The organism is Mesorhizobium sp. M1217, assembly GCF_040318275.1.
Classification (GTDB): Bacteria; Pseudomonadota; Alphaproteobacteria; order Rhizobiales; family Rhizobiaceae; genus Mesorhizobium.
In genome coordinates, this window is sequence record NZ_JAMYMA010000029.1 from 1 (window position 1) to 25,702 (window position 25,702).

General features: G+C 60.7%; 18 protein-coding genes. 11 read left to right on the forward strand and 7 right to left on the reverse strand.

The window, feature by feature from the left end:
• Window positions 1-682 precede the first annotated feature (682 nt).
• Together NKH37_RS31555 and ligD are read right to left on the reverse strand one after the other, a co-directional pair.
• The gene (locus tag NKH37_RS31555) at window positions 683-1,567 is read right to left on the reverse strand and encodes a hypothetical protein (protein WP_352548626.1); all 885 of its coding nucleotides are present in this window, start codon (window positions 1,565-1,567) and stop codon (window positions 683-685) included.
• Window positions 1,568-2,201: 634 nt separating this feature from the next.
• A complete protein-coding gene (gene ligD, locus NKH37_RS31560; RefSeq protein WP_352859597.1) occupies window positions 2,202-3,980 on the reverse strand; it encodes a DNA ligase D in 1,779 nt (592 codons plus the stop codon).
• Window positions 3,981-4,137: 157 nt separating this feature from the next.
• On the opposite strand from ligD, the gene NKH37_RS31565 reads away from it, so the two are divergent.
• The 7 genes from NKH37_RS31565 (at window position 4,138) to NKH37_RS31595 (ending at window position 10,417) form a co-directional block, all read left to right on the forward strand.
• Window positions 4,138-4,380: a DUF982 domain-containing protein gene (locus tag NKH37_RS31565; protein WP_352484268.1), complete on the forward strand. Its 243-nt coding sequence runs from the start codon at window positions 4,138-4,140 to the stop codon at window positions 4,378-4,380.
• A gap of 361 nt (window positions 4,381-4,741) precedes the next feature.
• Window positions 4,742-4,984 carry a type II toxin-antitoxin system Phd/YefM family antitoxin gene (locus NKH37_RS31570; RefSeq protein WP_031195006.1) on the forward strand — a complete coding sequence of 81 codons (243 nt, stop codon included), beginning with the start codon at window positions 4,742-4,744 and terminating at the stop codon, window positions 4,982-4,984.
• A complete protein-coding gene (locus NKH37_RS31575) occupies window positions 4,984-5,400 on the forward strand; it encodes a type II toxin-antitoxin system VapC family toxin (RefSeq protein WP_352548630.1) in 417 nt (138 codons plus the stop codon). Before NKH37_RS31570 ends, NKH37_RS31575 begins: the two co-directional genes overlap by 1 nt.
• Complete coding sequence (locus NKH37_RS31580) at window positions 5,390-6,562, forward strand: site-specific integrase (protein ID WP_352813500.1); 1,173 nt, start codon at window positions 5,390-5,392, stop codon at window positions 6,560-6,562. Before NKH37_RS31575 ends, NKH37_RS31580 begins: the two co-directional genes overlap by 11 nt.
• Before the next feature lie 192 nt (window positions 6,563-6,754).
• A complete protein-coding gene (locus NKH37_RS31585) occupies window positions 6,755-7,429 on the forward strand; it encodes a protein-L-isoaspartate(D-aspartate) O-methyltransferase (protein ID WP_353042281.1) in 675 nt (224 codons plus the stop codon).
• Between the two features lie 588 nt (window positions 7,430-8,017).
• Window positions 8,018-8,722 carry a Crp/Fnr family transcriptional regulator gene (locus tag NKH37_RS31590; protein WP_352496223.1) on the forward strand — a complete coding sequence of 235 codons (705 nt, stop codon included), beginning with the start codon at window positions 8,018-8,020 and terminating at the stop codon, window positions 8,720-8,722.
• 927 nt (window positions 8,723-9,649) lie between these two features.
• Window positions 9,650-10,417, forward strand: a complete 768-nt coding sequence (locus NKH37_RS31595; RefSeq protein WP_352549119.1) for a LuxR C-terminal-related transcriptional regulator — start codon at window positions 9,650-9,652, stop codon at window positions 10,415-10,417.
• A 651-nt stretch (window positions 10,418-11,068) separates the two neighbouring features.
• Here the strand turns inward: NKH37_RS31595 and NKH37_RS31600 are convergent.
• Window positions 11,069-11,365: a hypothetical protein gene (locus NKH37_RS31600; RefSeq protein ID WP_352549117.1), complete on the reverse strand. Its 297-nt coding sequence runs from the start codon at window positions 11,363-11,365 to the stop codon at window positions 11,069-11,071.
• Window positions 11,366-12,334: 969 nt separating this feature from the next.
• The gene (locus NKH37_RS31610; protein ID WP_352885258.1) at window positions 12,335-13,168 is read right to left on the reverse strand and encodes a LuxR C-terminal-related transcriptional regulator; all 834 of its coding nucleotides are present in this window, start codon (window positions 13,166-13,168) and stop codon (window positions 12,335-12,337) included.
• Between the two features lie 1,466 nt (window positions 13,169-14,634).
• Between NKH37_RS31610 and NKH37_RS31620 the strand changes: the two genes are divergently transcribed.
• The 4 genes from NKH37_RS31620 (at window position 14,635) to NKH37_RS31635 (ending at window position 20,788) form a co-directional block, all read left to right on the forward strand.
• Window positions 14,635-16,455 (forward strand): polysaccharide biosynthesis/export family protein, encoded by a 1,821-nt coding sequence (locus tag NKH37_RS31620; protein ID WP_353042283.1) that lies wholly within the window; start codon window positions 14,635-14,637, stop codon window positions 16,453-16,455.
• 364 nt (window positions 16,456-16,819) lie between these two features.
• A complete protein-coding gene (locus NKH37_RS31625; RefSeq protein ID WP_352592133.1) occupies window positions 16,820-18,109 on the forward strand; it encodes a GNAT family N-acetyltransferase in 1,290 nt (429 codons plus the stop codon).
• A gap of 122 nt (window positions 18,110-18,231) precedes the next feature.
• The gene (locus NKH37_RS31630; RefSeq protein ID WP_352812749.1) at window positions 18,232-19,524 is read left to right on the forward strand and encodes an NAD(P)-binding domain-containing protein; all 1,293 of its coding nucleotides are present in this window, start codon (window positions 18,232-18,234) and stop codon (window positions 19,522-19,524) included.
• A gap of 415 nt (window positions 19,525-19,939) precedes the next feature.
• Window positions 19,940-20,788, forward strand: coding sequence for a hypothetical protein (locus tag NKH37_RS31635; RefSeq protein WP_353042286.1), 849 nt, complete (start codon window positions 19,940-19,942; stop codon window positions 20,786-20,788).
• Window positions 20,789-21,092: 304 nt separating this feature from the next.
• Here the strand turns inward: NKH37_RS31635 and NKH37_RS31640 are convergent, their stop codons facing one another.
• The 3 genes from NKH37_RS31640 to NKH37_RS31650 form a co-directional block, all read right to left on the reverse strand.
• The gene (locus NKH37_RS31640; protein ID WP_352592127.1) at window positions 21,093-22,058 is read right to left on the reverse strand and encodes a methyltransferase domain-containing protein; all 966 of its coding nucleotides are present in this window, start codon (window positions 22,056-22,058) and stop codon (window positions 21,093-21,095) included.
• 301 nt (window positions 22,059-22,359) lie between these two features.
• Window positions 22,360-24,966, reverse strand: a complete 2,607-nt coding sequence (locus NKH37_RS31645; protein WP_353042288.1) for a glycosyltransferase — start codon at window positions 24,964-24,966, stop codon at window positions 22,360-22,362.
• A 15-nt stretch (window positions 24,967-24,981) separates the two neighbouring features.
• Complete coding sequence (locus tag NKH37_RS31650) at window positions 24,982-25,683, reverse strand: hypothetical protein (RefSeq protein ID WP_352592122.1); 702 nt, start codon at window positions 25,681-25,683, stop codon at window positions 24,982-24,984.
• Between the last annotated feature and the right edge of the window lie 19 nt (window positions 25,684-25,702).

Genomic DNA, 25,702 nt, shown 5'->3' on the forward strand with positions numbered 1-25,702 from the left:
AATCGGTGATTGCAACGTCACCACCGTGCCATGGCCGCTCGCCCTTCAGAGCAAGCGCCGTTCTCTCTCCAAAACTTTTTGCAGAACCTTCAGGACACTATCGATCCTGTTTTCGGAGGTGTCATGGCGCGGAGACGGGCTGGCAGGCGGGCGATCAGCTCGCCGATCGGCACGCCCGGCCGAGGGTCGCTAAGACTGGCACGCTGCATGGCCTCAAGGACGGGTGTGGGTCTCCGCATCGTCGACGCTCGAGCCGCCTTCAGCGGCCGGCACCTGACCAGGCGCGCTGTCAGTCGGCTTCGCCGGCATGGAACAGGGCTGCACCAGGCATACCCCAAGCCACTGCCCAGCCTGGCGCGACGCGTGACCGCCCGCCGCCCCTCGCGCTCGGCGGGTTTGTCATTTCCGCCGCGGTGCCCTTTTCCGCCTTGTAAGGGCGGTATCCAGCGACGAACATTTTCTCCAGGCTGCTAAGGAGCGATATGACAATTCTTGCGGTTAACTTCCAAGCGATACCCGCCCCCCCTCTCTGATCTGGGAATTACTTTACCAAATCAATGCGTTTCCACACAGGCTGGACCCAAGGCGGTCGCCATCAGTCAGCAGTAGACCTGCCCAAGCTCCGCCCGACCGAAGAATCCGTGTGTTGCGGCCGCCTTAACGCCGGATGTGAGCGCCGCATCTACCGCTCGCGACTTCGCCTACTACGCTCACTGCCGCGGGCTTTTCGACGGGCAACTCTAAGTTCGGCGAGCGTTGGCCTCCACCAGCCTCTGAAGCGTTCGGTCGGCCCGGCGGATAGCCGAGCGGGCCATGTGCTCACAAGTTCGGCCAGCGTAGCCGAACGCCACCTGCCCCAAACGAAGTCGCCGTTCGCAGGCATTGCGCGGGGGTAGAAGGCGGCTACGTCGGATAGCTCAACCAGTTCACCGGAAATTTCAGTGAAGACGACAATCCCGTACTGCTCGGTTGCGACAGCGCGGCCCAGAGTAGGTAGATCTTGAGCTGGCAGCGGATAGCGATGGCGCCGGCGTTCAGCAGCCCGCTTTTGTGCGGCTTTATATGCTTCGGTGTTCCTGGCGGCTGCTCGTCGCCGTTTCCTCTCCTCCGGTTCGGCATGCTGCGCAGCTTTTTCGATGCTTGGCCATCGGCGCCGTAGCTCTTCATATGAGCGGAACGGAACTCTCCAAGCCCGCAACTCATCGTCCCAACTCGCCCACGGAACAGCGCGCAATTCTTCAAGCACGGTCCTCGAATAGGAGGTGCGAATGCGGAGGTCGTCCGCGATCTCCAGATACTGGCTCGATATTGGGTCGAAGGCGAAGGCATCGCGTCCCTTGCTATCGTCATGGGGCGCCCGTAGCGCCGCCTCTTGCGCCAGCCAGCGGTCGATCCGCCGGGCCGCCGTCTTGCCGGGTACGAACCAGCTGCTGCGCTCGTCGCTCCATCTGGCACGCGGAAAGGTTTGCTGAAACCGCTCGATCGCCATTCGATCGAACGAAAAGCGGGCCTCGGCACCACGTGCATCCTTTTTCTGCGGCGCGGGACGAGCGTTGGATTCCGTCATTGTGCATCAACCGAGTTCGCTGCACGGAACGCAGCGCCGGCCCTAAAAGTTCACCAGCCTGACGGACTCCGCGGAATATGGCGCCTGAAGTGATCCCCGATGCTCGAGACCGGCGAAGTGAATCTTTTCCCATGCTCGGCGGTTAGGGAGAGCCGAGAGGATGACCAATGTCTAAACCAGATGGGAGAGCGGCTTGCGGCCGTGCGGCCGATAAAAGCTCGTTCGTGGCAACCGTGGTGCCGAGACGTTGGCTAGGCGGACGCAGTCACCTTTCCGGAGAGCCGGCAAGCCTACGCCGAAATGCTGGGTAACGGCTGGATTGATGCCGTCCGCCGCATCCATCCACAGAAAGGCATCTACACGTATTGGAACTTCTCCTACCGGGGCGGTTATGATCGGAGTTCCGGCCTCCGGATGGATCATCTCCTCGTGAGCCCATCACTTTCGAACAGGTTACGTGATGCCGGCGTGGACGCTGATTTGCGAGGTTGGCAAAAGCCGAGTGATCATGCGCTCGCCTGGATAGAGCTCGACCTCTGCGGCAAATAGTTGAGTGATCCATTGTTCGGCTAGGCGTCTTCGCCGACTGCTGACAAAAATCCCTGCCGGGAATTTCGTTTCCTGCCCTTGATCCTCACGCTGCCTTTCTGACGGCCGCCCTGAACGGACGGTCGATGGTGAAGGCATCTGGACGGATGGCTGCCTCAACCTGGCTCCAGGTCACGGGATGAGCGATTGGGAAGCCAGGTCGCGCTCGTGGGGAGAAGGCGCCGACCGCCGTGTTGCCGCGCCCATTGCGGAGGTAATCAATGAAGATGCGGCCCTTTCGGGCTGCCGGTGCGGCGGAGAGCAGATAGCGATCAGGATGAGCTTCAGCGAGGCGCTTGGCGAACGACCGGGCAAGGAGCCGGGCATTGTCGTGCGGGATCTTCGTCGCAAGTGGGGCCATCAGGTGAATTCCCTTGCCGCCCGTCACCTTCGGCCAGCTCTCTAGGCCTTCTGCTCCCATGATGTCGCGGAGCGCTAGCGCGGTCCGGATGACCTCATCCCACTCGACCCCCTCACCCGGGTCGAGGTCCAGAACGATGCGGTCGGCATGCTCGATGTCATCAACGGTGGCATTCCAAGGATGCAGCTCTACAGCATCCATCTCGACCAGCCCTAGCAGGCCGGCAAGGTCGTCCATCCACACGCGCACACCTTCGCCACCCTCGCGCTTCTGAACGCGCAACTGATGCACTGCTGGCGGGATCTTCGGCAGCGCGCCCTTGTGGTAAAAGGTTGCGCCGAGAGCATGGCGGACCAGCTTCAGCGGTCGGTGGCCGAGATGGACGAGTGCGTGATCGGCAACCCTCTGCCAATAGCGCGCAAGCTCTTCTTTGGACGGCGAGACCGCCTCGGGCAGCAGTTGCAGGATGTTCTCGCTGGGAACGCCATATTCCCGGGCTGGCCCACGTCGCTTTGATGGCGCAGGAGGCTTGGCCGGGATCGCCACGAGGTCTTCTCGCAGACCCTTGAACACGGCTTCACGCAGCACGCCGCGATCTGTTACGCCACTGAATTGCACCTCGGCCAGCACGTCCGGTCTGACCCATGTCGCCTTCGGTTTCACGATCGGCTCTGACAGAGGTGATTTGTTGATGATCAGCGGGTCAAGCCGCTCTCGAACCAGTCGCGCAGCGCTCAAGGTGTAGCCGCTGCGAGCCTTGCCGGCATAGAGCAGTCGGTCGCCCTCGCGGCGGCCTATGTAAAGCGATGCGATACGGCGCGGGTGAGCGCCGAGCTTTTCCACGAAAGCGACAATGGGGAAGGTGTCGCTCTTGATGCACTTCACTTTGAGCCAACTCGTCTGGACGCCCGAGCGGTACGTGGCATCGGTGCGCTTGGAGACAATCCCCTCCAAGCCCATTCGGCAGGCATGTTCAAACACGTCCGTGCCGCTCACCTCCAGATGCTCGGCATAGGTCAGTGTCGGCGCTGAGTTCTTAAGCAGCTTCTCTAGGGCTGCCTTGCGCCTCACCAGCGGCTGCTGTCGTAGATCGCGCCCGTTGAGGTGCAGCAGGTCGAACGCGTAGAAGATGAGCCTCGCCGAGTCTGGATTGCCCAACTCCCGTTCCAAGGCTTGGTAATCCGGCAGGCCGCTGTCGCCGAGAACGACAGCCTCCCCGTCGATGATCGCCGCCTTCACCGGCAGACCCGCCGCTGTTTGAACAATTCGTCGGTATCGATGCGACCAGTCGTAGCCACGACGCGTGAAGGCCCGCGCTTTACCGCCCTCAATGATCAGCTCGGTGCGGTAGCCGTCGTATTTGATCTCGTGAAGCCATTCGCCGCCCTCGGGCGCATTCTCGACCAGCGTGGGCGACTGGAACTCAATGAAAGCGAGCTGGCCATCCCCAGCTTTGGAACTCATGGCATACTCCTGACCTTCCACCCAAACCTTGCGGCCAGTGAATAGGTTCCGCAACAGGGCTGGCCGGAGGAGTAAGGCCCCGAGCCGGTTTACCCGATCCTTGCTCGAACCGGGCGTGGTTGAGGGAACTCTTAGTTAAGCCGTCGCTTATGTACGAATGTCGCTCCATTGGTTCTCTCCGCCGGTCTCCGTAAGGACCACCCGTCCTGGCATTGCTTATCAGTGCAACAACGTCGAGGGAGCCGCCGAGCAACTGTTGCAGTGGACCAAGCGTGGCCCCAAGTGGCACAGCGCAGTGCAGCTCTGCATGGATGCCATGATCGATCAGGTGAAACCCGAAGTGGTCCGCAGGGCGTTTCTCGAAGCGGCCAAGGAAGAGGGAAACCTAGTGCCTCCTTAGCATCTGCGACCGAAAGCCCTACTCTTGGTTGGGCACGAACCTAACAAAGAGCATCGTCGGCTCTGCAGCGAGGCGGCGGTCGTAGAACTGGCAAGCGACGACCATTGACTTGCCGACTACCGCTGCGCCTTCAGCGATAGTCAAGCTATCCGGCATTTAAGCTGACTTGCAGGGGATTTTCTCGGGCCTTCTCACTATCGATAATTCTCTCTTATCGATAGCGATCAGACCAAGGCTTGACCAATCTGCGGAATCGGCGCTATCGTGGTGCAGAACCGTGTTTGTCGTGCATGGCTGGGCTCAGCGCGACGCGAGTCGCATAGCGCGCTACAGCACCGCAAGCTCCTACGAGGACAAAACAATGACCATCACGGTGAAAATTGGCGAGGCCAAAACCCACCTTTCGGAACTGCTCGCTAAGGTCGAGGCCGGTGAGGAGGTGATCATTTCGCGCGGCAACGATCCCATTGCCAAGCTGTCCCGCCTTCCCCAAAACCAGGATCTGGGCGCCTTGATCGAAGAGGTCCGCGCCGCGCGGGCCCACGCAAAACCTGTCACCACCGAGGAAATTCTGGCCTGGAAGCATGAAGGCCACCGTTACTGATGCGTCTCGTCCTGGACGCGTCCATAGCCGCGGCCTGGCTGCTGCCGGAGGAGCACAGCGCGGTCGCCGAGACCCTGGTCGCCGGCCTGACAGGGCGATCGCCGGTGCCGTCGCTGTTCTGGCACGAGGCGCGCAGTGTCGTGCTGATGGCCGAGCGGCGTAGCCGCATCGCCGCAGGCGAAGCGGCCACCGCCATGGCACGGCTGCGCCGATTGCCGCTGGAGGACGCCGGCGGCGGGTCGGACGGCGCGGTGCTGGCGCTAGCGGCCGCGCACGGTCTCAGTGCCTATGACGCCGCCTACCTTGCGCTGGCCATCGAAACCGAGTTGCCGCTGGCGACCCTCGATCGCAAGCTCGCCGTTGCCGCGCGCGGCAAGGGAGTCCGCATTTTCGGACCGCTCGCCAATGGCAACTGACCTCGTCGCTCGGCCACCTGGCAATGGTGTTCGACGCGCCGAGGCGCTCGACGCATTGGATTCGGTGCTGCCCTTCGACCGGCGCGATCTTTTGGCCGAAATCCTGACCGACGACGATGTCGCAACGCTGCGCCACCTGGCCAAAGAAGGCATCGGCGCAAACTCTCTCCGCGCGCTGGCCTCCGACCTTGGCTATCTCGAGGCATGGTCTTTTGCCGCCACCGGTTCTCCGCTGCCCTGGCCGGCGCCGGAAACGCTTTTGATCAAATTCGTCGCCCACCACCTGTGGGATTCTTCCCGGCGCGAGAGTGATCCGACCCATGGCATGCCGGCTGACATAGCGGCGTCGCTGGTAGCCCAGGGCCTGTTACGGGTGACAAAAAGACCGCATGCGCCGTCCACCGTGCGCCGGCGCCTGTCGAGCTGGTCCACCTTGACCAGATGGCGCGGACTTGTCGGAAACTTCAACGCGCCGGGGCTGCAGAGCGCCATCAGACTGGCGGTGCGCGCCGGCGCCCGGCCGCGGAACTGCAAGAGCAAGAAAGCGGTGACCGCTGACATTTTGACCGCCCTCCTGAAGGCCTGCGCCGGCGACCGCCTCGTCGACATGCGCGATCGCGCGCTGCTCATCACCGCCTTCGCCTCGGGCGGTCGCCGCCGCAGCGAGGTTTCTGACCTCCGCGTCGAACAGCTCATCGAAGAAGAGCCGGTGCCCGCGGATCCCAAGGATTCAGAGGGGCAAAAAATTCCCTGCCTAAAAATCCGGCTCGGCCGGACCAAGACGACACAGGCCGATGGCGACGCTTTCGTGCTGCTCGTCGGCCGGCCGGTGACGGTGCTGCGAGCGTGGCTCGAGCGCGCCGGCGTCACTGAAGGCGCCGTGTTTCGCGGCATCGACCGCTGGGGCAATCTCGAAGCGCGCGCCCTGACGCCGCAGGCCGTCAATCTGATCCTGAAGCGCCGCATCGCCGAGGCCGGGTTCGATCCGCAAGCCTTCTCCGCCCACGGCCTGCGCTCCGGCTATCTCACCGAAACCGCACGCCGCGGCATTCCGTTGCCCGAAGCCATGCAGCAGTCGCAGCATCGCTCTGTGCAGCAGGCCTCGAACTACTACAATGACGCGGAACGCACGCTCGGGCGGGCGGCGCGGATAATCGTCTGAGTCGCAGATCGATCCGACCCTTGCGGCGCGCCCAGAATCTCAAGAGTCGCCGCCGGCGATAGCCTGCCAAGACTGTGACTGTCACCCACGCTTGCCCTGGGCACCCGTAATGGAAATGATCGCGGGCGCTACCGTGACGAACAGGATATAAGGCTCTCTGGCAGCAAGCTGGTTGAGGGAAGCCCCACCGTCATGAAGCCAATGAACGAAGAGCACCTCGCGGTCCTACGCAGGCACATGGTCGAGATGATTGCAATTCACACCGATCTTGCAAGCGAAGAACTTGGCAAGGCGGCGCTCGATGAGCGGGTATTGGCGGCGATGAGGCGGATACCGCGGCATCTCTTCGTGCCAGCATCAGTTGCGCCTTATGCCTACCAAGACATGCCGCTGCCGATCGGCTTTGATAAAACCGTCTCGCAGCCCTTCATCGTTGCTCTCATGACCGATCTCCTTGCGCCGCAACCGCACGAGGTAGTGCTCGAGATCGGCACCGGCCTAGGCTACCAAACCGCAATCCTCGCGGAGCTCGCCGGGCAAGTTTGGAGCGTCGAAATCATCGAGGAATTCGCAAGCCATGCCGAGGCTCTGCTGCAGGGCCTCGGCTTATCCAATGTCGGCATTCGTGTCGGAGACGGGTCGCGCGGCTGGCCTGAGCACGCCCCATACGACAAGATCCTGGTCACCGTGGCGGCTGGGCGGGCGCCGCCGGCCTTGCTTGAGCAGCTCAAGCCGGGGGGACGCCTGGTTCTGCCTGTGGGACCTGAAGATGTGCAGTTGCTGACGGTCATCGACAAGGATGCGGCAGGGCAACTGAAGACTCGCAAACTCATCCCGGTTCGGTTCAGCCGGCTCGAAACGGTCTAATGAGGTGCGACAACTGGCGCGACCGCGCGTTTCCGACCGTCAATCAGATGCCAGCCTTCCGCGTTTCTTCGCCCTTGGTGAACGCGAAGAAACGGTAGAGTCGAGGTGTGGCGCAATGGCGGTAGGTTGAACATATCTGTTTGCCGCCCCTTCGTCTGGCCCTGCCTTATTGATTCAACCTTGGCTCCGTTTCCACACCCCGCTCATCGAACCGGACCTGCAGATCTCCCGCATGCGGCTCTCGGACAAGTACTCACACCTTCACCCACGACACGCCACGTCCAAGTCGGGTCAGACGTACGAGCCCGAAGTGCTCGTAAAGATGCGAGTCTGGATAGGCTCCGCCCTTGCTTCGTGCAGGCTAGCTGCTGCTGAGCAATGATCTCACCACACTTCTGCAGGGGCGTAGATCGTCTCGCCGAAGCCGGAAGACTTGACCGCCTGATGCTTGCAACCCCTTGATCTAAACGCAGTCTACCTCATTCGAACAGACGAGGACAGTAGGCCATGCTGCCTCTACCGTGGGTGGTCCTTCTGTCAAACTCGTGCGGGAGAAATTATCGTAGGTTGTGCGGAAATTGAAGCAACATGCAAACACTGTTGCAGTTCATACACTCGCATCCCGTAGGGGGGACATTCTCGAAGGACGATTGGGGTAACAACGATTTTCTCGGTGTTACCGCAAGAATTTACAAACCCCATTCGGTGATATCCCGCCAGGATGACAACAACGATGGGATATTCATCGTAAAATCGGGTTGGGCCCTCCTTTACCGCGGACTACTGGACGGAGAACGCCAGATCATCGACACTCCTCTGCGGGGGGACATTGTCGGTTTCCGTTCCGTGGACGGACCCCGTTTAGCGTCCCTGGCGTCCATAACCGAACTAGCTGTTTATGAAATTTCCAGCAAGAAACTGATAGAGGCCATCTTGTCGGAAGGCCGCCTTGGGAAGACCATCGCCTGCTCCCTAGCCCGCCTGAACGCCATCCTTGCCGAACATCTCATGAATGCCGGGCGGCGGAACGCGATGAGCCGCACCGCCCATTTCCTGCTCGAGTTGGAGGAGAGGCTCTCGATCGTTGGCCTGTCGGCCCATGGAAGATATGAGTGTCCCCTTACCCAGCACGAATTGGCCGACATCCTCGGAATGACCACCGTTCACCTCAATCGGACGTTGAGGGAACTCCGCAAGGCCGATCTCGTCGCTTTCAAGGCAGGCCATGTAGAGGTGATCAACCGCAAGAAGCTGGTCAAGACAGCCGGATTCGACAGCGAGTACCTCAGGTAAAGGTTATTCCCTCTAGCTCGGGTTCAACCGTCTCGCGAACTTTCGCGTCGCCGCCTGCGGCGCGGTGCTGGGCGCCAGCGCGTAGGCCATCAGCAAAATTTCTGCTGGAAGACGACAGTGCGCCGTCGCTTGAGCAGTTCCAGACGATGCTTAGTGCGCGGCTTACCTGGCGGGCCCGCAATCTATCTTGACGAGGGCAGCGGCAAAGGCCCGATTATCATGACCGACGGCACCATGGCCTATCGCATGAGGAGAACGTGCTGCCGAAATGCGTGTAAGCTGCCCATAAACTGCGGCAGATACAGCCAGGTGTTCTTGGACCTAAAGCGCTTGGCCACGGATGCCACGAACTGCGCCCTGGTCATGCCAATATCCACCTTCAGGATTTCTCGTCCACAATCGCGAAGAACTACCGATCCTCCCTCGAATGGCTGCTGGGCTTGGGGTTTGGCTGAGCGGTCCCATCCTGAGAATGGCATCATCGCCTACCCGGTTAGTCAACCTCGCAGAGCTATCCCACTCCTTGGCATTCCTTAAGCGGTCGGGAAGCATTCCAACGGTTGGCACATGGCCAAAGAGATTGAACCTGACCGGACCCGCGCGTCACGATCGAACTCGCGGGAGCTTCAAGGCGGGGTGACGCGGTCTCAACACATGCCTCAGGCGACCGTCGACGCGAAATTTTCTAAAAATTAACTTATGTTAGAGAACGCTTATAAATAGACGATAGGCTGCACAAGCTGTTCTCGGCTAGGGGCGAAGAACTGCTGAAGACTGCTGGGTGAGCCTCACGCTTTCACAAGGGCTGGGTGTTCGATCACAAGCGCATTCAAACACAGGGCAGCGTATTCAAGCTTTCAGATTGCGAAGAATGAGGGGTGTTTTGGCAGCCGCAACGCGGCTTGTGCGAAAAGATTGGGGATTGACATGGGTTCCACAGCAGGACGGCGTAAACACACGGCCAATCGGTCAGGAGTGCTGTCCAGCGGAACGGAAAGTGTCCACGGCCAAGGAGGCAGGGGATGCCTCCTCATCCTGGACGGAAGGGCTCTAGGCCGCGAGTGTCTCGCATCGGCTCTCGCGGACCACGAACTCGGCATGGAGATCGCCGCCATGGGTTCGATCGATGAATGGCGCGTGAAGAAGGGCTCGGCACCTCCCCTTGCAGCCATACTCTTCAACCTTGGCGGCCGGAAGGTCACCGATCATGGCATCGCAGAGGAGATTAGGCATATTTCGTCCGAATTCAAATCAGTCCCTGTGGTTATCCTGGCCGACACCGAAGACCTTGCACACATACTGACCGCTCTCGAATGCGGCGCACGCGGCTACATTCCGACCTCGGTCGAAATCGATGTCTGTGTCGAGGCTATCAACCTTGCGGCAGCGGGAGGCATCTTCGTCCCGGCGAGCAGTGTCCTTTGCATGCGCCACCTGATAGGTTCGGGCAGCCGCGACACGCAGCCTTTGACAGGCATGTTCACGCTCAGGCAGGCCGAGGTCGCCCAAGCGCTCCGGCGCGGAAAGGCGAACAAGATCATCGCCTACGAACTGAACTTGCGCGAAAGCACCGTGAAGGTCCACATCCGAAATATCATGAAGAAGCTGAAGGCGACCAACCGCACGGAAGTCGCCTACAAAGTCAACGATCTCTTCGCGAAAGGAACTCCTGCTGAAGCGTATCCCAAGCAATAAGACGGCCAGCCCTCGGGTGAATCCCGGCGGGCCGTCTTAGTGAAAGTCGGGGGATCTCCGTTGCAGTGAATGGCATCCGGGAGCGGCCCGAGATACAGCGGCCCCCCGCCCCGGTGGGTTCGTTGCCCCGAGCTTTCTGATAATATGCTGTAGGGGATTTTGGCGGGGTGCTCCGAAGCGCCCGGCTTCGTCGCGATGATCTTGTTCTGCAGTCCTCTGGAAAGCTGTTCCAAGGGGGCGGTGTCAGAGGCAGTGGTCCGCATGCGGCCGCAGAAGCTCTCGGCGCTCGACCCGACGGCAAGCCGGCGTAGACATACCGTCCCGTGTTCCTGCAGGACATTCAGGCGTGGAGTGCTCATCCCGCTCTCGTCATCAGCTGCACCCGCGACGAGGCGGCTGTCATGAAGATGATAGCGGCCGCCGACGGTGACTGGCGGTGATGAGCACGACCTCACTTCGGTTGCGGACCAATAAGGTGACGGCCGTCTGACAAACGGATCTAGGTGTCGCCGAAGGGCTTCGCTGGGACCCGCACAGGGCGGCACGCAAAGCCAAGAAGATTCCAGCCAACAGGAAACTGGCCTGGAGGACGACCGCTTGAAAAGGGAAATGCGCGACTTCCGCCAGCTCGGAAGCTGACCGGGATTCGGGTTAACTTCCTGCCGCTGAATCCGCCGATCCATCTGCAGTGTCAGGGAAAGTGTGTCTGGCCACCCATCTTATGGCTTCTTCGATCGTATCGAAATTCTTGTGCTGCCCGCTCAGCAGCCCGAAGCCTGTCTCAAGGAACCATTTGCCCTTCGTGGAGTAGGCTTCCTCGTCGATCTGAGTAAGGACCGCGACCAGTTGGTCCCATTTCCACACCAGAACCCCGGATTCTCCGCCCTCGACCGTTCCGATCCGGGCTTTCTTGAACGAAAATCCATGAGCAATTTTTGCTTCGCCCACTTTGATGAATCCCTCAACTTCAAAATGGATAGTAAGAACGGTCGGCCCGAATGGCCAGTTCTGTACTGTCTTTCCTTGTAGATGTCTTTTGGCCGGACCGCTGTAGACGAATAGTTAGCAGATCGCCCGATGAGTTCAAGGCCCACTCCATTTTTCGATGGTCGCCCCGCACGTTTTTTGCGAGAGAATGTGTGCAAACTGCTAAAGAATTTTGGCCTTTCGGAGCGTGAAGCCTCGGCGAAATGCTGGGGTGCCCGGCATTCCATCCAGCGCAACCTCGCAAGCCCAGCGAGTGTCTGGCGGTCGAACCAGTCCTTGGAGCGCTGCGTTCCGAAGTGCTTGTCGAGGCGCTCGATCTTGCGTTCCAGCACGTCGGCCGTGAGCGGCACGTAGGCATTGGGCTGGCAAAGGTCGCCGTCCCATTTCGGGGCGGCATTCGAGCACCAGATGATCGCGGAAGACGTTCCAGGTCAGTTGGTTGACCTCCCGCTGGTCCTGATGGGCGTCGAACCTGGCCTGGGTTAACACCACGTCGCGATGAACCCGTGATCTTACATGCGTCAGCCACTGCTTTATCGATCGGCTGTGGGCGGGGAAGTAGCTGTCTTCGAAATCCGCGACGGCAATCATAAAAGGCCGGGTCGTGGTCCCGTTGGCGGGGTCCACCTGAGCGCCCCATTGCGATCAGTCTCTACTGCACCCTCCTTACGCTACCATCGCCGGGGGTGATTTGAACCTACGCGTTCTTGATCGCGGAACCTCGTATCAGGGCGTAGTTTTGGAAAGTACATCGTAGAAAGGTGTGGTTGCGGGGACCTGAGACCATCTCCAAATTGCGGTTTTCAGCATCGGGATCTAATGTACTGGGTAGCTGGTCGCATCGTTCGACCGGGGTCTTCTTCGTGCGGCAGCATAATGCAGCGTACAGGTCACCAGCCCGAAGGACGATATGTCAAGACGCGGAGGCGGTCACATCGGATGAGTGTTCTTGAGAAGGTGGTACTCCTTTTGTGCTTCAAGTAGCTCTTGCGGATGGGGAGAAGGCTGAGTTGCCGTCTTTTCGGTCCCTGACGGGCGATTGCCAGGAGCGGAAGTGAGCATACCATGGTTCATCGCCCAAACTGCAGCCTGGGTACGGTTGCCGACCCGAATCTTTCGAAGGATAGCCTTCACGTGCACCTTCACCGTCGCTTCGGCGATGTTAATCTTGCGCGCGATTGTTTTGTTAGACTCCCCTCCGATCAAGCAACGTATAATACACTCTTCTCGAGTTGACAACATTGATGGTTCTCGATCAGCATTCTCCATTGTAACATCCACATTTGTAAACTCATGTACCGCATCATATTTCAGACCATGTCTTATGTCCTGAATAAACGTCGAAGTTTCTGCAGGTAGAACCGTCTGACCTAGCATAACCAATTCGAGAGCTTTGATGAAGGTGTCGTGAGCGGCTACTTTTGTCAAATACGCGTCAGCCCCCGCACGAAGGGCTGAAACTATATCGTTCGGTCGACAGTGATCGGCTAGCGCAACGACATGGCTGGTCGGATAGATCCCTTTAAAATCTGCAATTTGTGCGAATCCAGCATCCGCATCAGTACCGTCGACATCCATGATGAGCAAGATGGACCGGTGCTGGGGTATCGGCTTCTGCAGAAGGTCGTGAACACAAGCCGCAGAGAAAAGAATGCGAAACTTTGCTGCATCCAGAATTAGAACGAGGCCCTCTCGGAGTAACTCGCTTGGGCTGACAAGCACTGTTATAAAAGACTTTGTGGTCATCAAGGATTTCGCTGTCATCGTAGCCTCCCCTGACGCGATTGAGGTACGCGCGTCTCGCAAAGCGCTCCTCGCATAGTTTCTTTTTTGACGTGTTACCTTACGCTATGAAAACCCTAGACAAGAACACCCTCTTTAGGCGTAGGGTAGCTTCGTCGAGGGCTACCCCGGATTCTCAAGCCTGAGGCCTTGGTGAGGGGTGCGAGCCCTGGCTTTCAGCCGCTCCGGGCGGCAGCCGGCACCATCGTGGCGCCGGATGCGCGGGCCGCGAGAGTTGCCGGACTTGGTCTCCCGTGGGGCGTGGGTGGTGCCGCCGGTCTGGCGCGGGGCGGCGCGGCGTGTCAGGCGGGAGAACCGCGGGCCCAGGGGGCCGCGCCGCGACCAGCCGCCATTTTGGGATGAGGGCGCAGGCCGAGGAGAAGGTGATCTTGACGCGGCGCGCGCTGATCCTGACCAGCGCCCGAGCTTCACCAGCTTGAGGAGCAACGTGCCACAGCTGGCATGGCGACTGGGTGTGGGCCAGGGCGATGCGGCGCAGCGCGCACAACAGCACGGATACCTTCCGGGCATCGAAATGGGCGATGGTCTGCCGAGCCGCTCCTTGCGTTGCACCTGCGGTGAGCAATAGAGGAGTTGCCTGGCGCGGCCCCTGGGGCGGCCCATATCGGGGCAGCGCTGCCGGGGAAGTCCCGTGGCTGAGGCCGAAATTCGAGCCTGGTGAGATCCGGCGAGAGAAATGATGAGGCGGGCCAGTTCTGCTATTGCTACCTCGATAGGGTTGCCAAGATTGCGGCTTCGTCGAGGTCGCCTCTTCATTCATCAGGCGAGGCAAGCCGTCGATCAGGTCATCGACATAGCAGAATGACCGGGTTTGCGACTAGGAGCCGGAGATCGTGATCGGCTCGTTCTCCAGGGCCTGGACGACGAAGTTGGAGACGGCCCAGCCATTCTGCGAACGCATGTTGGGGCCGCAGGGGGTTCGAGACGCTGCGTCGGACCACTATTTCCGGCTCTTCGTTGCGTTCGATCGCCTTTGTCCCGTTTGCCATCAAAGAGGTTCTCCTTCACCGCAGCAAATCTGCTCATTGGACGAGTTCGCCTAAGGGGGTGTTTATCCGGAAGGAGTGCCTACAAAGGGATAGTTGTGCCGCTGGCGGTGAAGGGTCACGATACGGCAGAGCCTTCTTCGTCGACCGATGCTCGCCAGTTCGGGACGGGCTGGCCACCACTGAAAGTGAAAGCCACGCGCCATGGCCATGGATGCAAAATACAATTCCGAGCCCGTCACTCCCTCGTCACAGGCGGCCCGCCGCAGGGGAATGAAGGCCGTCCTGCTTGTCTTGGGGGTCTCAGGGGTCGCCGTCCTGGGGGCGGGAGCGGTCAGAAACTGGGAGCCCATCGAGGCTGCCTCCGGAGCCGTGGCGCAGAAGGTCGAGGCTACCTCCGGAACCGTGAGACGGAAGGTCGAGGATACCTCCGGAGCCGTAATGGAGAAGGTCGAAGATGCCTCCGCAGCCATGGTGCAGAAGGTAGAAGATGCCTCCGCAGCCGCGGTGCAGAAGGTCGAGGCTGCCTCCGCAGCCGTGGCGCAGAAGGTCGAGGCTGCCTCCGCAGCCGTGGCGCAGAAGGTCGAGGCTGTCTCCGCAGCCGTGGCGCAGAAGGTCGAGGATGTCTCCGGAACCGTGGTGCAGAAGGTCGAGGATGTCTCCGGAACCGTGGTGCAGGGGGTCCAGGATGTCTCCGGAGCCGTGGTGCAGAAGGTGTCTGCTGCTATCGATAGCTGGCAAGAACAACCGGTTCAAGCCATGGCCGAACCCTCCCGTGCGATCGTGTCGGGACCGGATGCGTCGGCCGCGACGTTCGTCGAACGGAGCGCCGTCCCTGCGGTCCCCACTAGTGCCGAGCCCCCCAAAATCCTCAGCACGGGACCGGATGCATCGGCCGCGGCGTTGGTCGAGCGGACCGTCGTCCCTGCCGTCCCCACCAGTGCCGAGCGCCCCAAAACCCTCAGCAAGGCGCCAGGCATGCCAACCGGAGCCCTGTTCGGCGTCGGCGACCGCCTCAAGGTCGCATTCTACGAGCGCGTCGACGTCGAGGAAGACAAGTGGGGGGGCGCGTCCTCGGCCTTGCACGGCATCCTGCAGCGTCCGGAACTGAGCGGCGAATATATTGTCCAAGAGGACGGCACGATTTCCCTGCCCTTGCTTGGCTCCATTCCGGTCGCCAACCGGTCAACGCAACAGGTACAGGCCGACCTGGTGGAAACCTTCGATCAACTACTGGGCCGCAAGGGGCTGGTCAACATCCTGCCGCTGGAGCGCCCGCCCATTTACGTGCTGGGGCCGGTCAAGAATCCAGGCTCGTTCAAGTACGCGCCCGGCATGACGATCCTGCACGCGATCGCGCTGGCCGGCGGACTCGACCGGACGGAGAGCGAGCCGTGGCAGAAGATCGAAGCCGTGCGTGAGACCCAGAAGCGGAGCGGGGCGATCGATGCCATGTTGAAGTTGCTCGCGCGCGCGGCGGTGCTGAAGGCCGAGCGCGACGGTACGGCACCGACTATCCCGCGCCAGTTGCTGGAACTGGCCGGCGCGACCGAAGCGGCTAACCTGGTCAACGAGCAGAACGACCGGCGCAAGGCCGTCGCCACGGCCCGCAAGGATCGCGAGCGCGCGAACCTGCGTGCGCTGGAGGCGGCCAAGCAGGATATTGTCGCTTATGGGCGCATGGAGTCGCTCGACAAACTCGTCAAGCTGCGCCAGGAGCGCGTCAACAGCATGCGCACACTCGTGGACCGCAAAGTTCTCAGCATGACGGTGATGGATCAGATCCAGAGTGAGTTGTCCGACGCGGAACAGCGTCGGCAGGACGCCCTCAACCAATACGCGAGCGCCAAGCAGCGCCTCGCTTCGCTGGAGTCTGAGGTGTTGCGGACCCGGGCCGACCTCAGGAATGATCTGGAGGTCGAGATCGAGACCATCGAGAGCCAGATCGCGGCCAATATGCGCGAGTTGAACGCCAGCGAAGGCGTCCTGTACACGTTGCCGGTGACCCGCGTCCAGTTTGCTAAGGACGCGAACAGCGCAACTTATCAAATCGTGCGGCAATCGTCAGCCGGGCCGGTCAGCATTGACTCCGTCGGCATGACCCTGTTGCAGCCAGGCGACCTCGTCAACATCATCGTGGGCGAAAACGAGCCAAGAGAGCCGGCCGGTTCGCCCGTCCCGACCTCGTCGCCGACCAGCGAGAGCTTACCGGCCGCGTCCAACCGCAACGATGTCGAGCTTTCCCGCGTGGTGAGGGAGTAGAGGATCGGTTTGATGCCCGGCAAGGGGATTGATCTGCATGGCCGGTCTCCATGGATGAACTCGTCGGGACGAAGTGGGAAGCGCGAAACGACCACTCGCCGACAGCTTGAACGCTTCAGGAACGAGCATGTCCGCCTCCGCTCAGGAGTTCGGATCATTGGCAAAGGTGCAGTGAGATGACATCGAACGGGACACAGGTGCCCATCAAGCGGGATTGGTCAAAGATTTCGGAATTTTGTCACGACGGCGCGCACGCTCGAGCGGATATTTGCGCTAGCGTCTACACTTCCGGCGCTTGCAAGTCTTCACTTTCAGCGCTCGCGACATGAAGTCTTCACCAAACAGGAAAAACTCCGAGTGCTCCATGGACGAACAGCAGCTCGCAGCGAGGATACTCCTGGCTTTCCCGCCGCAATGCGCAAAGGATCAGGAAGATCTCTGTATGTCAGAACCTCTTGATGTCTCAGCCATCGGTGCGGAACGCTATCGTGTGCCTTCAATAGAACAAGCCATGCGCCAGGATACCGTCATCGACGTTACCGTGGAGGCCTTGCCGGACATCGCGAGACTCGAGCCCGTTTGGAAGGAGCTCGAAGCGCGAGCAACTCACTCATTCTACCTATCCTGGCTCTGGATCGGAACTTGGCTGCGGCATCTGCCGGGGGGCGCGCAACCACATGTTCTAGTCGCTCGGACGTCAAGCAGGGTCGTTGGGTTGGCGATTATTTGCCGGCGGAGGGCGTGGAGTTTCGGGCGGCATGCGCGGGCGCGTTGGTTGCTCAATGAAACCGGAGATGTTCGTTTCGATCGATTGTTCATCGAGTACAACGATATTCTTGCGGAGCGATCCCTGGCCGATGCCACTCGAGTGGCATGCGTCGAGGCCTTGGCGCATCACTTGCGCCACTCTGACCAACTGGTGCTCTCCGGAATTGAACCGGAGTTCGAGTTGGCCGCTTGTCGCACCGCGGGCCGGGCCGGGTTCCTTACCGAGGTGAAAGCAGAAGATACGGCACGGTGGATCGATTTCGCCAAAGTCCGCCAGAAAGGCGGAAATTACCGCGCCACATTGGGCCGCAATACTCGGCAGGCGGTAAGCCGTGCCATGCGGTTATATGCGGAACGCGGCCCCATTGCGTTCCGGACCATGGAAATGACATCGGAGGCACTCGCCGCGTTTGATTTGCTCGCCGAGCTTCATCAGGCGCGGTGGGGACGCAAGGGAGCCTTTGCAAATCCGAGCTTCCGTCGATTTCACGAGGAGCTCATTGCACGCGGAGCTCCCACCGGGACCGTCCGCATCTCACGGACGTTGGCTGGAGACCAGACAATTGGGATCCTGTACAATTTCGTGCATGACGGCCGTGTTTACAACTACCAAAGCGGCTTTCTGTATGAGCGCGACGGCCGGCTCAAGCCCGGGCTTATCAGCCATGTTCTGGCTATTGAGGACAGCATCGGACGCGGGGAATGCGGCTACGATTTTCTGGCAGGCTTCTCCGGGCACAAGTCCCACCTGGCCAATGCGGAGCATCCCATGAAGTGGATCGCAATAGGCAGAGACAATCCGGAGCGCCGCATCGAGGCAAAGCTGCGCGGTGCCAAGCGGGTGCTGGGGCGCATTGTTGCCCGGATGAAACAGGCCGCGGTTTGAGGCGTCGGCCAAAAAAGGACCCGCCACTCAATGTCAAGTATTGTAGCAGGTTCTTGGATATGTGGTCGGCGGGTGCGGACCTTCGGCAGGCGAGGATCAACAGGAGGTGCGCTTTGTATACGATGTGCGATGTGACCATTGTCGGTGCTGGCCCCTATGGACTGTCGGTAGCCGCACACTTGCGCGGACTGGGCATTGACTGCCGGATAATCGGCAGCCCCATGGAGAGCTGGAAAAGCAAGATGCCGAAAGGCATGCTGCTCAAGTCAGCTGGGTTCGCATCAAACCTTTCTGATCCCGAGCATGCTTTTACTCTTCGGCAATTCTGCATCGAGCACGGCAGTCCTTATGACCATTTGGATCTTCCAATTCCGCTGGAAACATTCTCCGCCTACGGGTTGGCGTTCCAAAAACGATGCGTGCCGGACGTGGAAGACGAGGAACTCGTTTCCTTGGTTCCGGCTCCAGAAGGATTCGATCTTCGCATGAAGAGCGGACTATCCCTCAGGACGCGCAAGGTGGTGATCGCAACAGGCCTGACCTATTTCCGCCATATCCCCGAGCTGTTCTCCCGACTGCCCACCGATAAGCTTTCGCATGCCGCTGACGTTCACGACCTCCAAAGATTCGGGGGGCAGCGGGTCGCGGTACTCGGAAGCGGAGCATCCGCAATTGATATAGCGGTGCTCTTGAACGAAGCGCGGGTCGACGTTCAGCTTATCTCGCGCAAGCCGGCCATCATTTACAGTGGTCGGTGGGGAGGCTCAGGCTCGCACCCGGGGCTACGCCGCCTGGCACGTCCCGTTTCTGGAATCGGCCCGGGTTGGAGACATCGACTGTTCGCGGACTGGCCTTGGCTGTTTCGGTATTTTCCCGAGTACTATCGACTTGAAATGGCAGAAAAGTTTCCCTCGCCGTCCGGAGGGGAGCCAATGAAAGATCGGGCAGCAACCATTCCTTTGCTTGTGGGACGCTCGCCGCAGGAGGTGAGATTGTCAGAGCACGGAGTGCAATTAAAACTACTCTCCATGGACGGCAACACTCACATCGTAGAGGCAGATCATGTAATCGCGGCAACTGGATATAAGGCCGACGCGCGTCGTTTTCCTTTCTTAAGCTCTTCAATTGTCGAACAGCTGCGTCTTGTCGGAAAAACTCCGAGGCTGTCCGCGAACTTCGAGTCGTCCATCCCGGGCTTGTATTTCGTCGGGCATGTATCGACTACGACGTTTGGACCGGTCATGCGTTTCGTGTTTGGCACCGACTTCACCTCTCGCACGATATCAAGGCACCTGGCGAGTCTGCGGCCTAGGCCGTGGCGAGCGGGGCAGCATCGCCCCACTGTGCCGGCATCTTCAGCCGGAAATGTGGACGCTCGCCTTGAACCAATCAAGGGAAGTCAGTCTTCTCGCTAGGATTGGGGCTATCATGCCTAGTCACGTGATAAATCCGCGGCAACACACTCTAGCCGCCGATGGCGCACCGACACCCCTCGTCTTGGGAGGAGGAATAAACGGCCTGTCCGCTGTACGCAGCTTGGCTCAAGCGGGACTGCGGCCGATTGTAGTAGTTGAGACAAGGTATGATGTGGCAGCTGTATCGCGATATGCCCAAAGAGTTATCGTTTCGACATTTAACGGCGAAGAATTTGTGGAGGAACTAGTTAGATTGCGAAAGGGAATGCCTCAGAGCGGTGTAATAATATTTGCCGATGACCGTCCACTTTTGACTGTGTCACGGTACCGTGACCGTGTAGCTCCCTGGTTCGACTTCCAACTCCCACTCCACGGACTGCTGGTCGACTTAACGCTGAAGGAGCCATTTTTTCGTTTGGCCGAGCGCGGTGGCTTTCCGGTGCCAAGAACCCTCTTGGCGCAGAACCATGGTGACTTGATTGGCCTGCGTGACCTTCGCCCTCCGTTGTGCGTGAAGCCAAACAGCCGTTCTCCGGCGTATGACGGCTCTTTCAAGAAGGCTTATCGCATCGAGACCCAAGCCGATGCTCGGCTGCTTTGCGAGCGAGTGCTGGACACGGTGGGCGAGGTGATTGTTCAGGAGTGGATTGAGGGGTCGAATGACTCCATCTACTTTTGCCTGTGCTACCTGCGCCCGGGTGCTTCGGTCGCCTTTACGGGCCGCAAAGGCCGTTCCTGGCCGCCTCAGATCGGCGTGACCGCTAGTTGCTGGGCGGCGCCGGAAGTCGCCGAGGAATTGGAGGAGCTGACAATCCGCTTCTTCCAATCAATCGGTTTGACGAACGGCTTCGCCAGCATGGAATTCAAGCGCGACCGGCGTGACGGTGTATTTCGATTTGTCGAGCCAACCGTTGGCCGGATCGATGGGCAGGTGGAGATCTCCGCCCTTTGTGGCGTCAATCTCTGTCATATCGGCTATTGCGACGCCGCCGGGCAGCCACACCCACCATTAGAGCTTGATCCGACGCACGTCTGGCGCGATGAATTCAGGGATTTCATCTCGGCCCGGCTCCTTGGCGCCGGCTGTTTCTATCCGCCGAGTCATCGGATTCACAACGCCTACTGGCGCTGGGACGATCCAGGTCCGGCGCTACTGGAGTCAGCAAAAGCCGCGAAAGAAACGCTGCGCCGTGTGATCTGGCGCGCTATCAAAACTGAACCGATTTCAACATACCGAAAAGAACAATCAGAGTTTAGGTGCTGATTGGCTCAGCGTTATCCCGACTCGCCGGTCAACAAAGAGGCGATCCGCAAGAACGCTCAAACGTAGGCATCTGCTGAAGGCCGCGGGATAGTTCGTTCACGCGCGGCACGACGGCCGCCAAAGTGCTCGACGCCGACGAATCCGATCGCGATGGCCCGCAGGCTCGCCGCTGCCAACTGCAACTTCGGCCAGCTCCTGCGTTGGCTCGCAGAGCTTTTACGTGCTTTGATCCGGACGTTCGTCAAGACCGGCGCAGCTCGGCAACTCGCTTGAATCAGAGCTCAAGCGCTTTCTTCAGAGACGACTATCGCTGCGCGCCCTTGTAGTAGGCAATGATGTCCTTCGGTTTCATTGCACGCTCCGAACGCCGGCCAAGAAAATAGACTGCGCTCGCGCCGTCGGCTGCATATCCCGGCCGGGAGAGTCTTTCGAAATGACGAAGCCAGAACAGCCCCGTGGCCGCCATCGTGCCGATCTTATAACTCCCAAAAAGAGAGCCGACGAAGTAGCGGATGGACCAGAGCATCACAATCGCGGGGCCACGCGTAATGCCGCCGTCGATCTCGTCAAAATGGCGGAACAGCCAACGATGTCCGCTTGGGGTGAAACGGGTGAAATCGTAGGCCCCCTCGTGGACTTGCTGCATGAAGGGCGTCTCTGCATAGACCACCCCGTCCGGGACTAAAACACGATGAATCTCGGCGACGACCTGCTCGGGCGTTAGAACATGCTCCAGGACGGCTTGGACCCAGACGCCGTGGATCGCACCCGAGGCCAACGGAAGCTGATGCCCATCCGCGATGATCAAGGTGAGGTCGGATTTGTAAATATCCGTTCCGATTAAGCTAAGGTCGCGGTCTCGATAAAGCGCTTCCGCGTCGCTGCCGATTGTGCCGCCTCCGATGACCAGGATGGTGGGATGGGCATCAAGGTGCTTCGCCTCGGCGATGAAGCGGTCGGCATTCGCGGCGGTCGGGCCGGCGGATCGCCAGAAGAAGTCGTGGATCTTCTGGAGAAAGCCCGCGCTGCGTTCCTTGTAAGAGCTACCTCCGGTAAGTTGCACCTCCTCCCGGCACAGGACGGAGTTGTCGAAGTCAACCAGTACAGGAATGCCGTCGAGAGCCGGAAATCCAGCTTGCGACATTTCGCAATCGGCGGCCTGGCATACGAAGGCGCGTGCTGGCGCACCCGCCTGAACAACCGCAATGCCGGATTTACAGCGCGGGCAGCGCAATAGCCCATGGGGGAGTAACTTGGCTGTCGAGTCCACCTTGCCTCCAGTTGCTAGCGAGTGCTGGCGGTTGAATCTTCATCCTGGTTCGGCCCGGAAGCCTTCACTCAGACGCGCGCACAGGAGCCCCCCATTTGGGAGATGCGATCCTCTATTTTCTGCCGCAGGCGGCAACACCAATCGGACGTGTGCGCCGCAGCCGTTACCATGATCACCACGGCCGGGATTGCCTCTCTGCTGCGACTGGTTTCTTGTTCCTTCTGCAAATTGTCTGGACCTTCGGAGGCAGGCTGTTTTCCATCCAGTTGCCGTCGATAACACTGCACCATGAGCGGTTTCCTCAAGTCTGGAGCGGCGACGCGGTCGGGCTTTCGTGTACAGGCCCGGCGGCAGAATTCAGTTTCGTCGCAAAGGCCAAAACGAGAGCCGCACATGCACCCTCGACGCTGACGGCGAGCGTCCAGCCTAGGACCAGGCCTTGAAGTCCATCAAGCTTCGCCCCCGCGACCACGAAGCACAGCTCCAGCAATCCTCCAAGCGCGAACCAGCGAGATGCCTTGCGCATCCTGTCGCCCAGCCGCGCCAGCGTGCAGGCATGAAATTTGAGCGTTGATCCCAACAGGCTGAAGCCGAGGAAGCGCAGGCTCGAACCGGCGATCTCAGAATAGGCCGGATTGAAGACCGCAAGGATCTCTTGCGAATAGATGAAGACAAAGACGGCGCAAGCCAGCGAGAAGAGCAATGACGCCATGAGCGACACAAGGAAGTCGTGTCTGGATTGTTTCGGGCTCGCTCTGACCACGGGAAACAGGATCGTGGCCATGGCTGCTGGAATCAACGAGGCCATGGAGACCAGCATCCACAACGGCACGAAGGCGGCATTTGTGATCGGCGACAGGAGAACCAGCACAAGGTAGGGCATGATGACGATCGGGGCCTGCAAGGCCACATCGAGCGAGTAGTGGTCGAACACCTTGCGTCGAAGCGTATGGAGCAGCTGGAAATTGGGGGTCCCGACGAGGCGACGCGCACCGCCCCGGGTCAACAGATCGACGCCGATACAGGACGCCAGCAAGCCGGCCGCCCAGGTCAGAAGAAGCGCTGCATTGGAGGCGTAGCCGGCGGACGCGGCGGCGGCGATCAGCATCAGCTTGATCGTGGAGAACAGCACTTGCCTGATCATCTTGCTGCTGCTGCGCAGGTTGCCCATGAACGCCTGATCGGCCACAATGCCGAGAACGGTCAGGCCGCAGCCGAGAACGAACGCAATACCCTCGAGCCAGCCGCGGATCGGGCCGGTCGAGCTGTTGAGGTACGCCTCCCCGAAGACAAACAACAAGGCCAGGCCGACCGCCAGCGCCACCCCGACGGATGCTGCAGCGGCCACGAGGCCGCGCTCCTTGCCGGGATGCCGTACCATTTCACCCATCAGCAGGGTCCCGAGCCCGGCCTCCCCCAGCAGGCCGAAGAGCGCCATCACGGACAGGAGGGCGGAGGCGTTGCCGATCACCTCCGGCGCAAACAACCGGGCCGCGAGCCACCAATAAACAAACCCAAGACCGGCCGCTGCAATCGTTCCGATCGCCAGAGCGCCGGTATTCATGACTAGCGTTGCGCACATTCGAAGCTCCCGGCGCACGCGAATAATGGCCATCCCGGCGAGATCTACCGGCAGGCATGATGGCTCTCCCGAGCCTTGCTGCGCCGGCACCGGGGACCTGCTGGCGGCGGTGCGCAGGACGTCCTGATAGACCTGCTCGATCCGGGTCACGACCGCTCCGGCCTTGAGGCGTCCAACCCTGGCGAGGCTTGTCGCCTCCAGGCGGGCCAGCAAGGCGCGGTCCTCCAAAAGTGTCTGCATTGCGTGGGCCAGGGCATGCGCGTCACCGGGGGGCACGAGAAGCCCTGTTTCGCCATGATCGATGAGATCCGGCATGCCGCCGACATCGGTTGCGACGACAGCCTTGCCTGACGCCATTGCTTCCATGATGACCGTTGCGCAGGCTTCGGGCCCGACCGATGGCAGCACGCCGAACAGTGAGCGCCGCCATGCATGCATGATGGCGGAATGCGGCCACGTAGTGAAGACTCGGACATTCGGCGGAAATTCGGTTGGCGTGTCGGCGACATGGCGCCCGATCAGGACCAGCTGCGGCGCCCGCTCCAGGCCGGCATAGGCTTGCAGGAGAACGTCAATGCCCTTGAGCCGCATCATGTCGCCGACGAACAGGATGAATCCATCCGCGGGTAGCTCCCGCAGGCAGGGATCTTCCGGGCCAAGCACCCCGACATCGTCGGGCACGAAGTTGGGGATGACCTCGTAAGGGGCGCGGCCTTGGGTGAGTCCGGTGTGACGCGACACCGCGTGGCTCACCGCGATGAAGCGGTCCACTACACGCCGAGCGGCGAAGCTCGACGCCCAGTTGCCCAAGGTGGTCGCGGCTGCCTTCACGGCGCCGTAATGCCCTGTGGCGCAGGGCAGGCACTTGGCCGGCGTTGGGCCACTGCAGAGATGGGCGCCCAAGTGCATGAAGTTTTTCTTGGCGCAGACAAGGCCGTAATCGTGGAGCGTGACCACGAGGCGTGCCCCGCTCAGACTTTTGAGCGGCAGGAAGGACGCATAGATCCAGTTATGGGCGTGGACGATGTCCGGCTCCTCCTGGGCGACCAGCCGCTTCAGGGCTAGGACCAGTTCGGGATCCGGGAAGGGCGGCGCATGGCGGCGCTCGGGATCGGCATGGAGGGCTGACAGACGCTGGAGCGTGCCACGCAGGCGATGCACGCGGACCGCGCCGTCCAGCTCGGTTTCGGGCGATCCGGGATGCATCAAGGTGCCGACGCTGACATGATGGCCCCGCTGCGCCAACGCCGCGCCGAGGTTGCGGACGTGCCGCTCCTCTCCCCCGATCACCGGAGGATAGAACTGCGACAGCAGCAGGATTCGCATGGTAGAGCCTCGTTTTCAGGTGCGCGGCACCAGCGTCGAAACGCGGCGATAGAGTCGGTTGTCTTCCGGCCGATAGAGCCGGGCCTCCGCCTTCTGCGGGGTAGCCAAAACGGACACCGGGATCTCCCGCGCCCAGGTCTCGCCCGGCGCGATGGTGAGCAATCGGAAGACGGCGAACGGTTGCCCGTCGAGGGTGATTTCCAGGTCGAATCGTTGAGCTTGGGTCTCAGCGCTCCTGATGCCGACGGTGATCCGGCCGGACTCGCCACTGGCCGATGGCAACAACCAGAGCTCGGTGTATTTGAATTCCCGGTAGGTCGCTTCGTCCCGGACGGCCAACGCATAGGCTCCGGTCGCCACAAGCACCGCTAGGATGAGCGCGGCGCCCTGCCAGAGCCGCACCCGCACCGGAGCCGGCCAGGCTGGCAGATCGGGAGTGTCGCGGCGGCCGGCGGCCACCAACGCCGCGGTGGCCGTCACGGCCCAGAACCACAGCGCCCAGCCGAGCGGCGTAAGGAAGCCTGCGGCGTTCAGGGCAAAGCCCCCGGCAATGCCGGCGGCGAGGCTTGCTCCGACAGCGTAGACGAGGTGTTGCAACGCGGAGGTGGTCCTGATGCCAATGGCCCGCAGCACCGTGTGGCCCGAGACGAGGAACACCATGGGCGCGCCCAGGGCAGTACGGAGGAGCACGCTGTCGCTGACCGCAACGGCCGCCACCGCAGCCCCCGCCCACAGG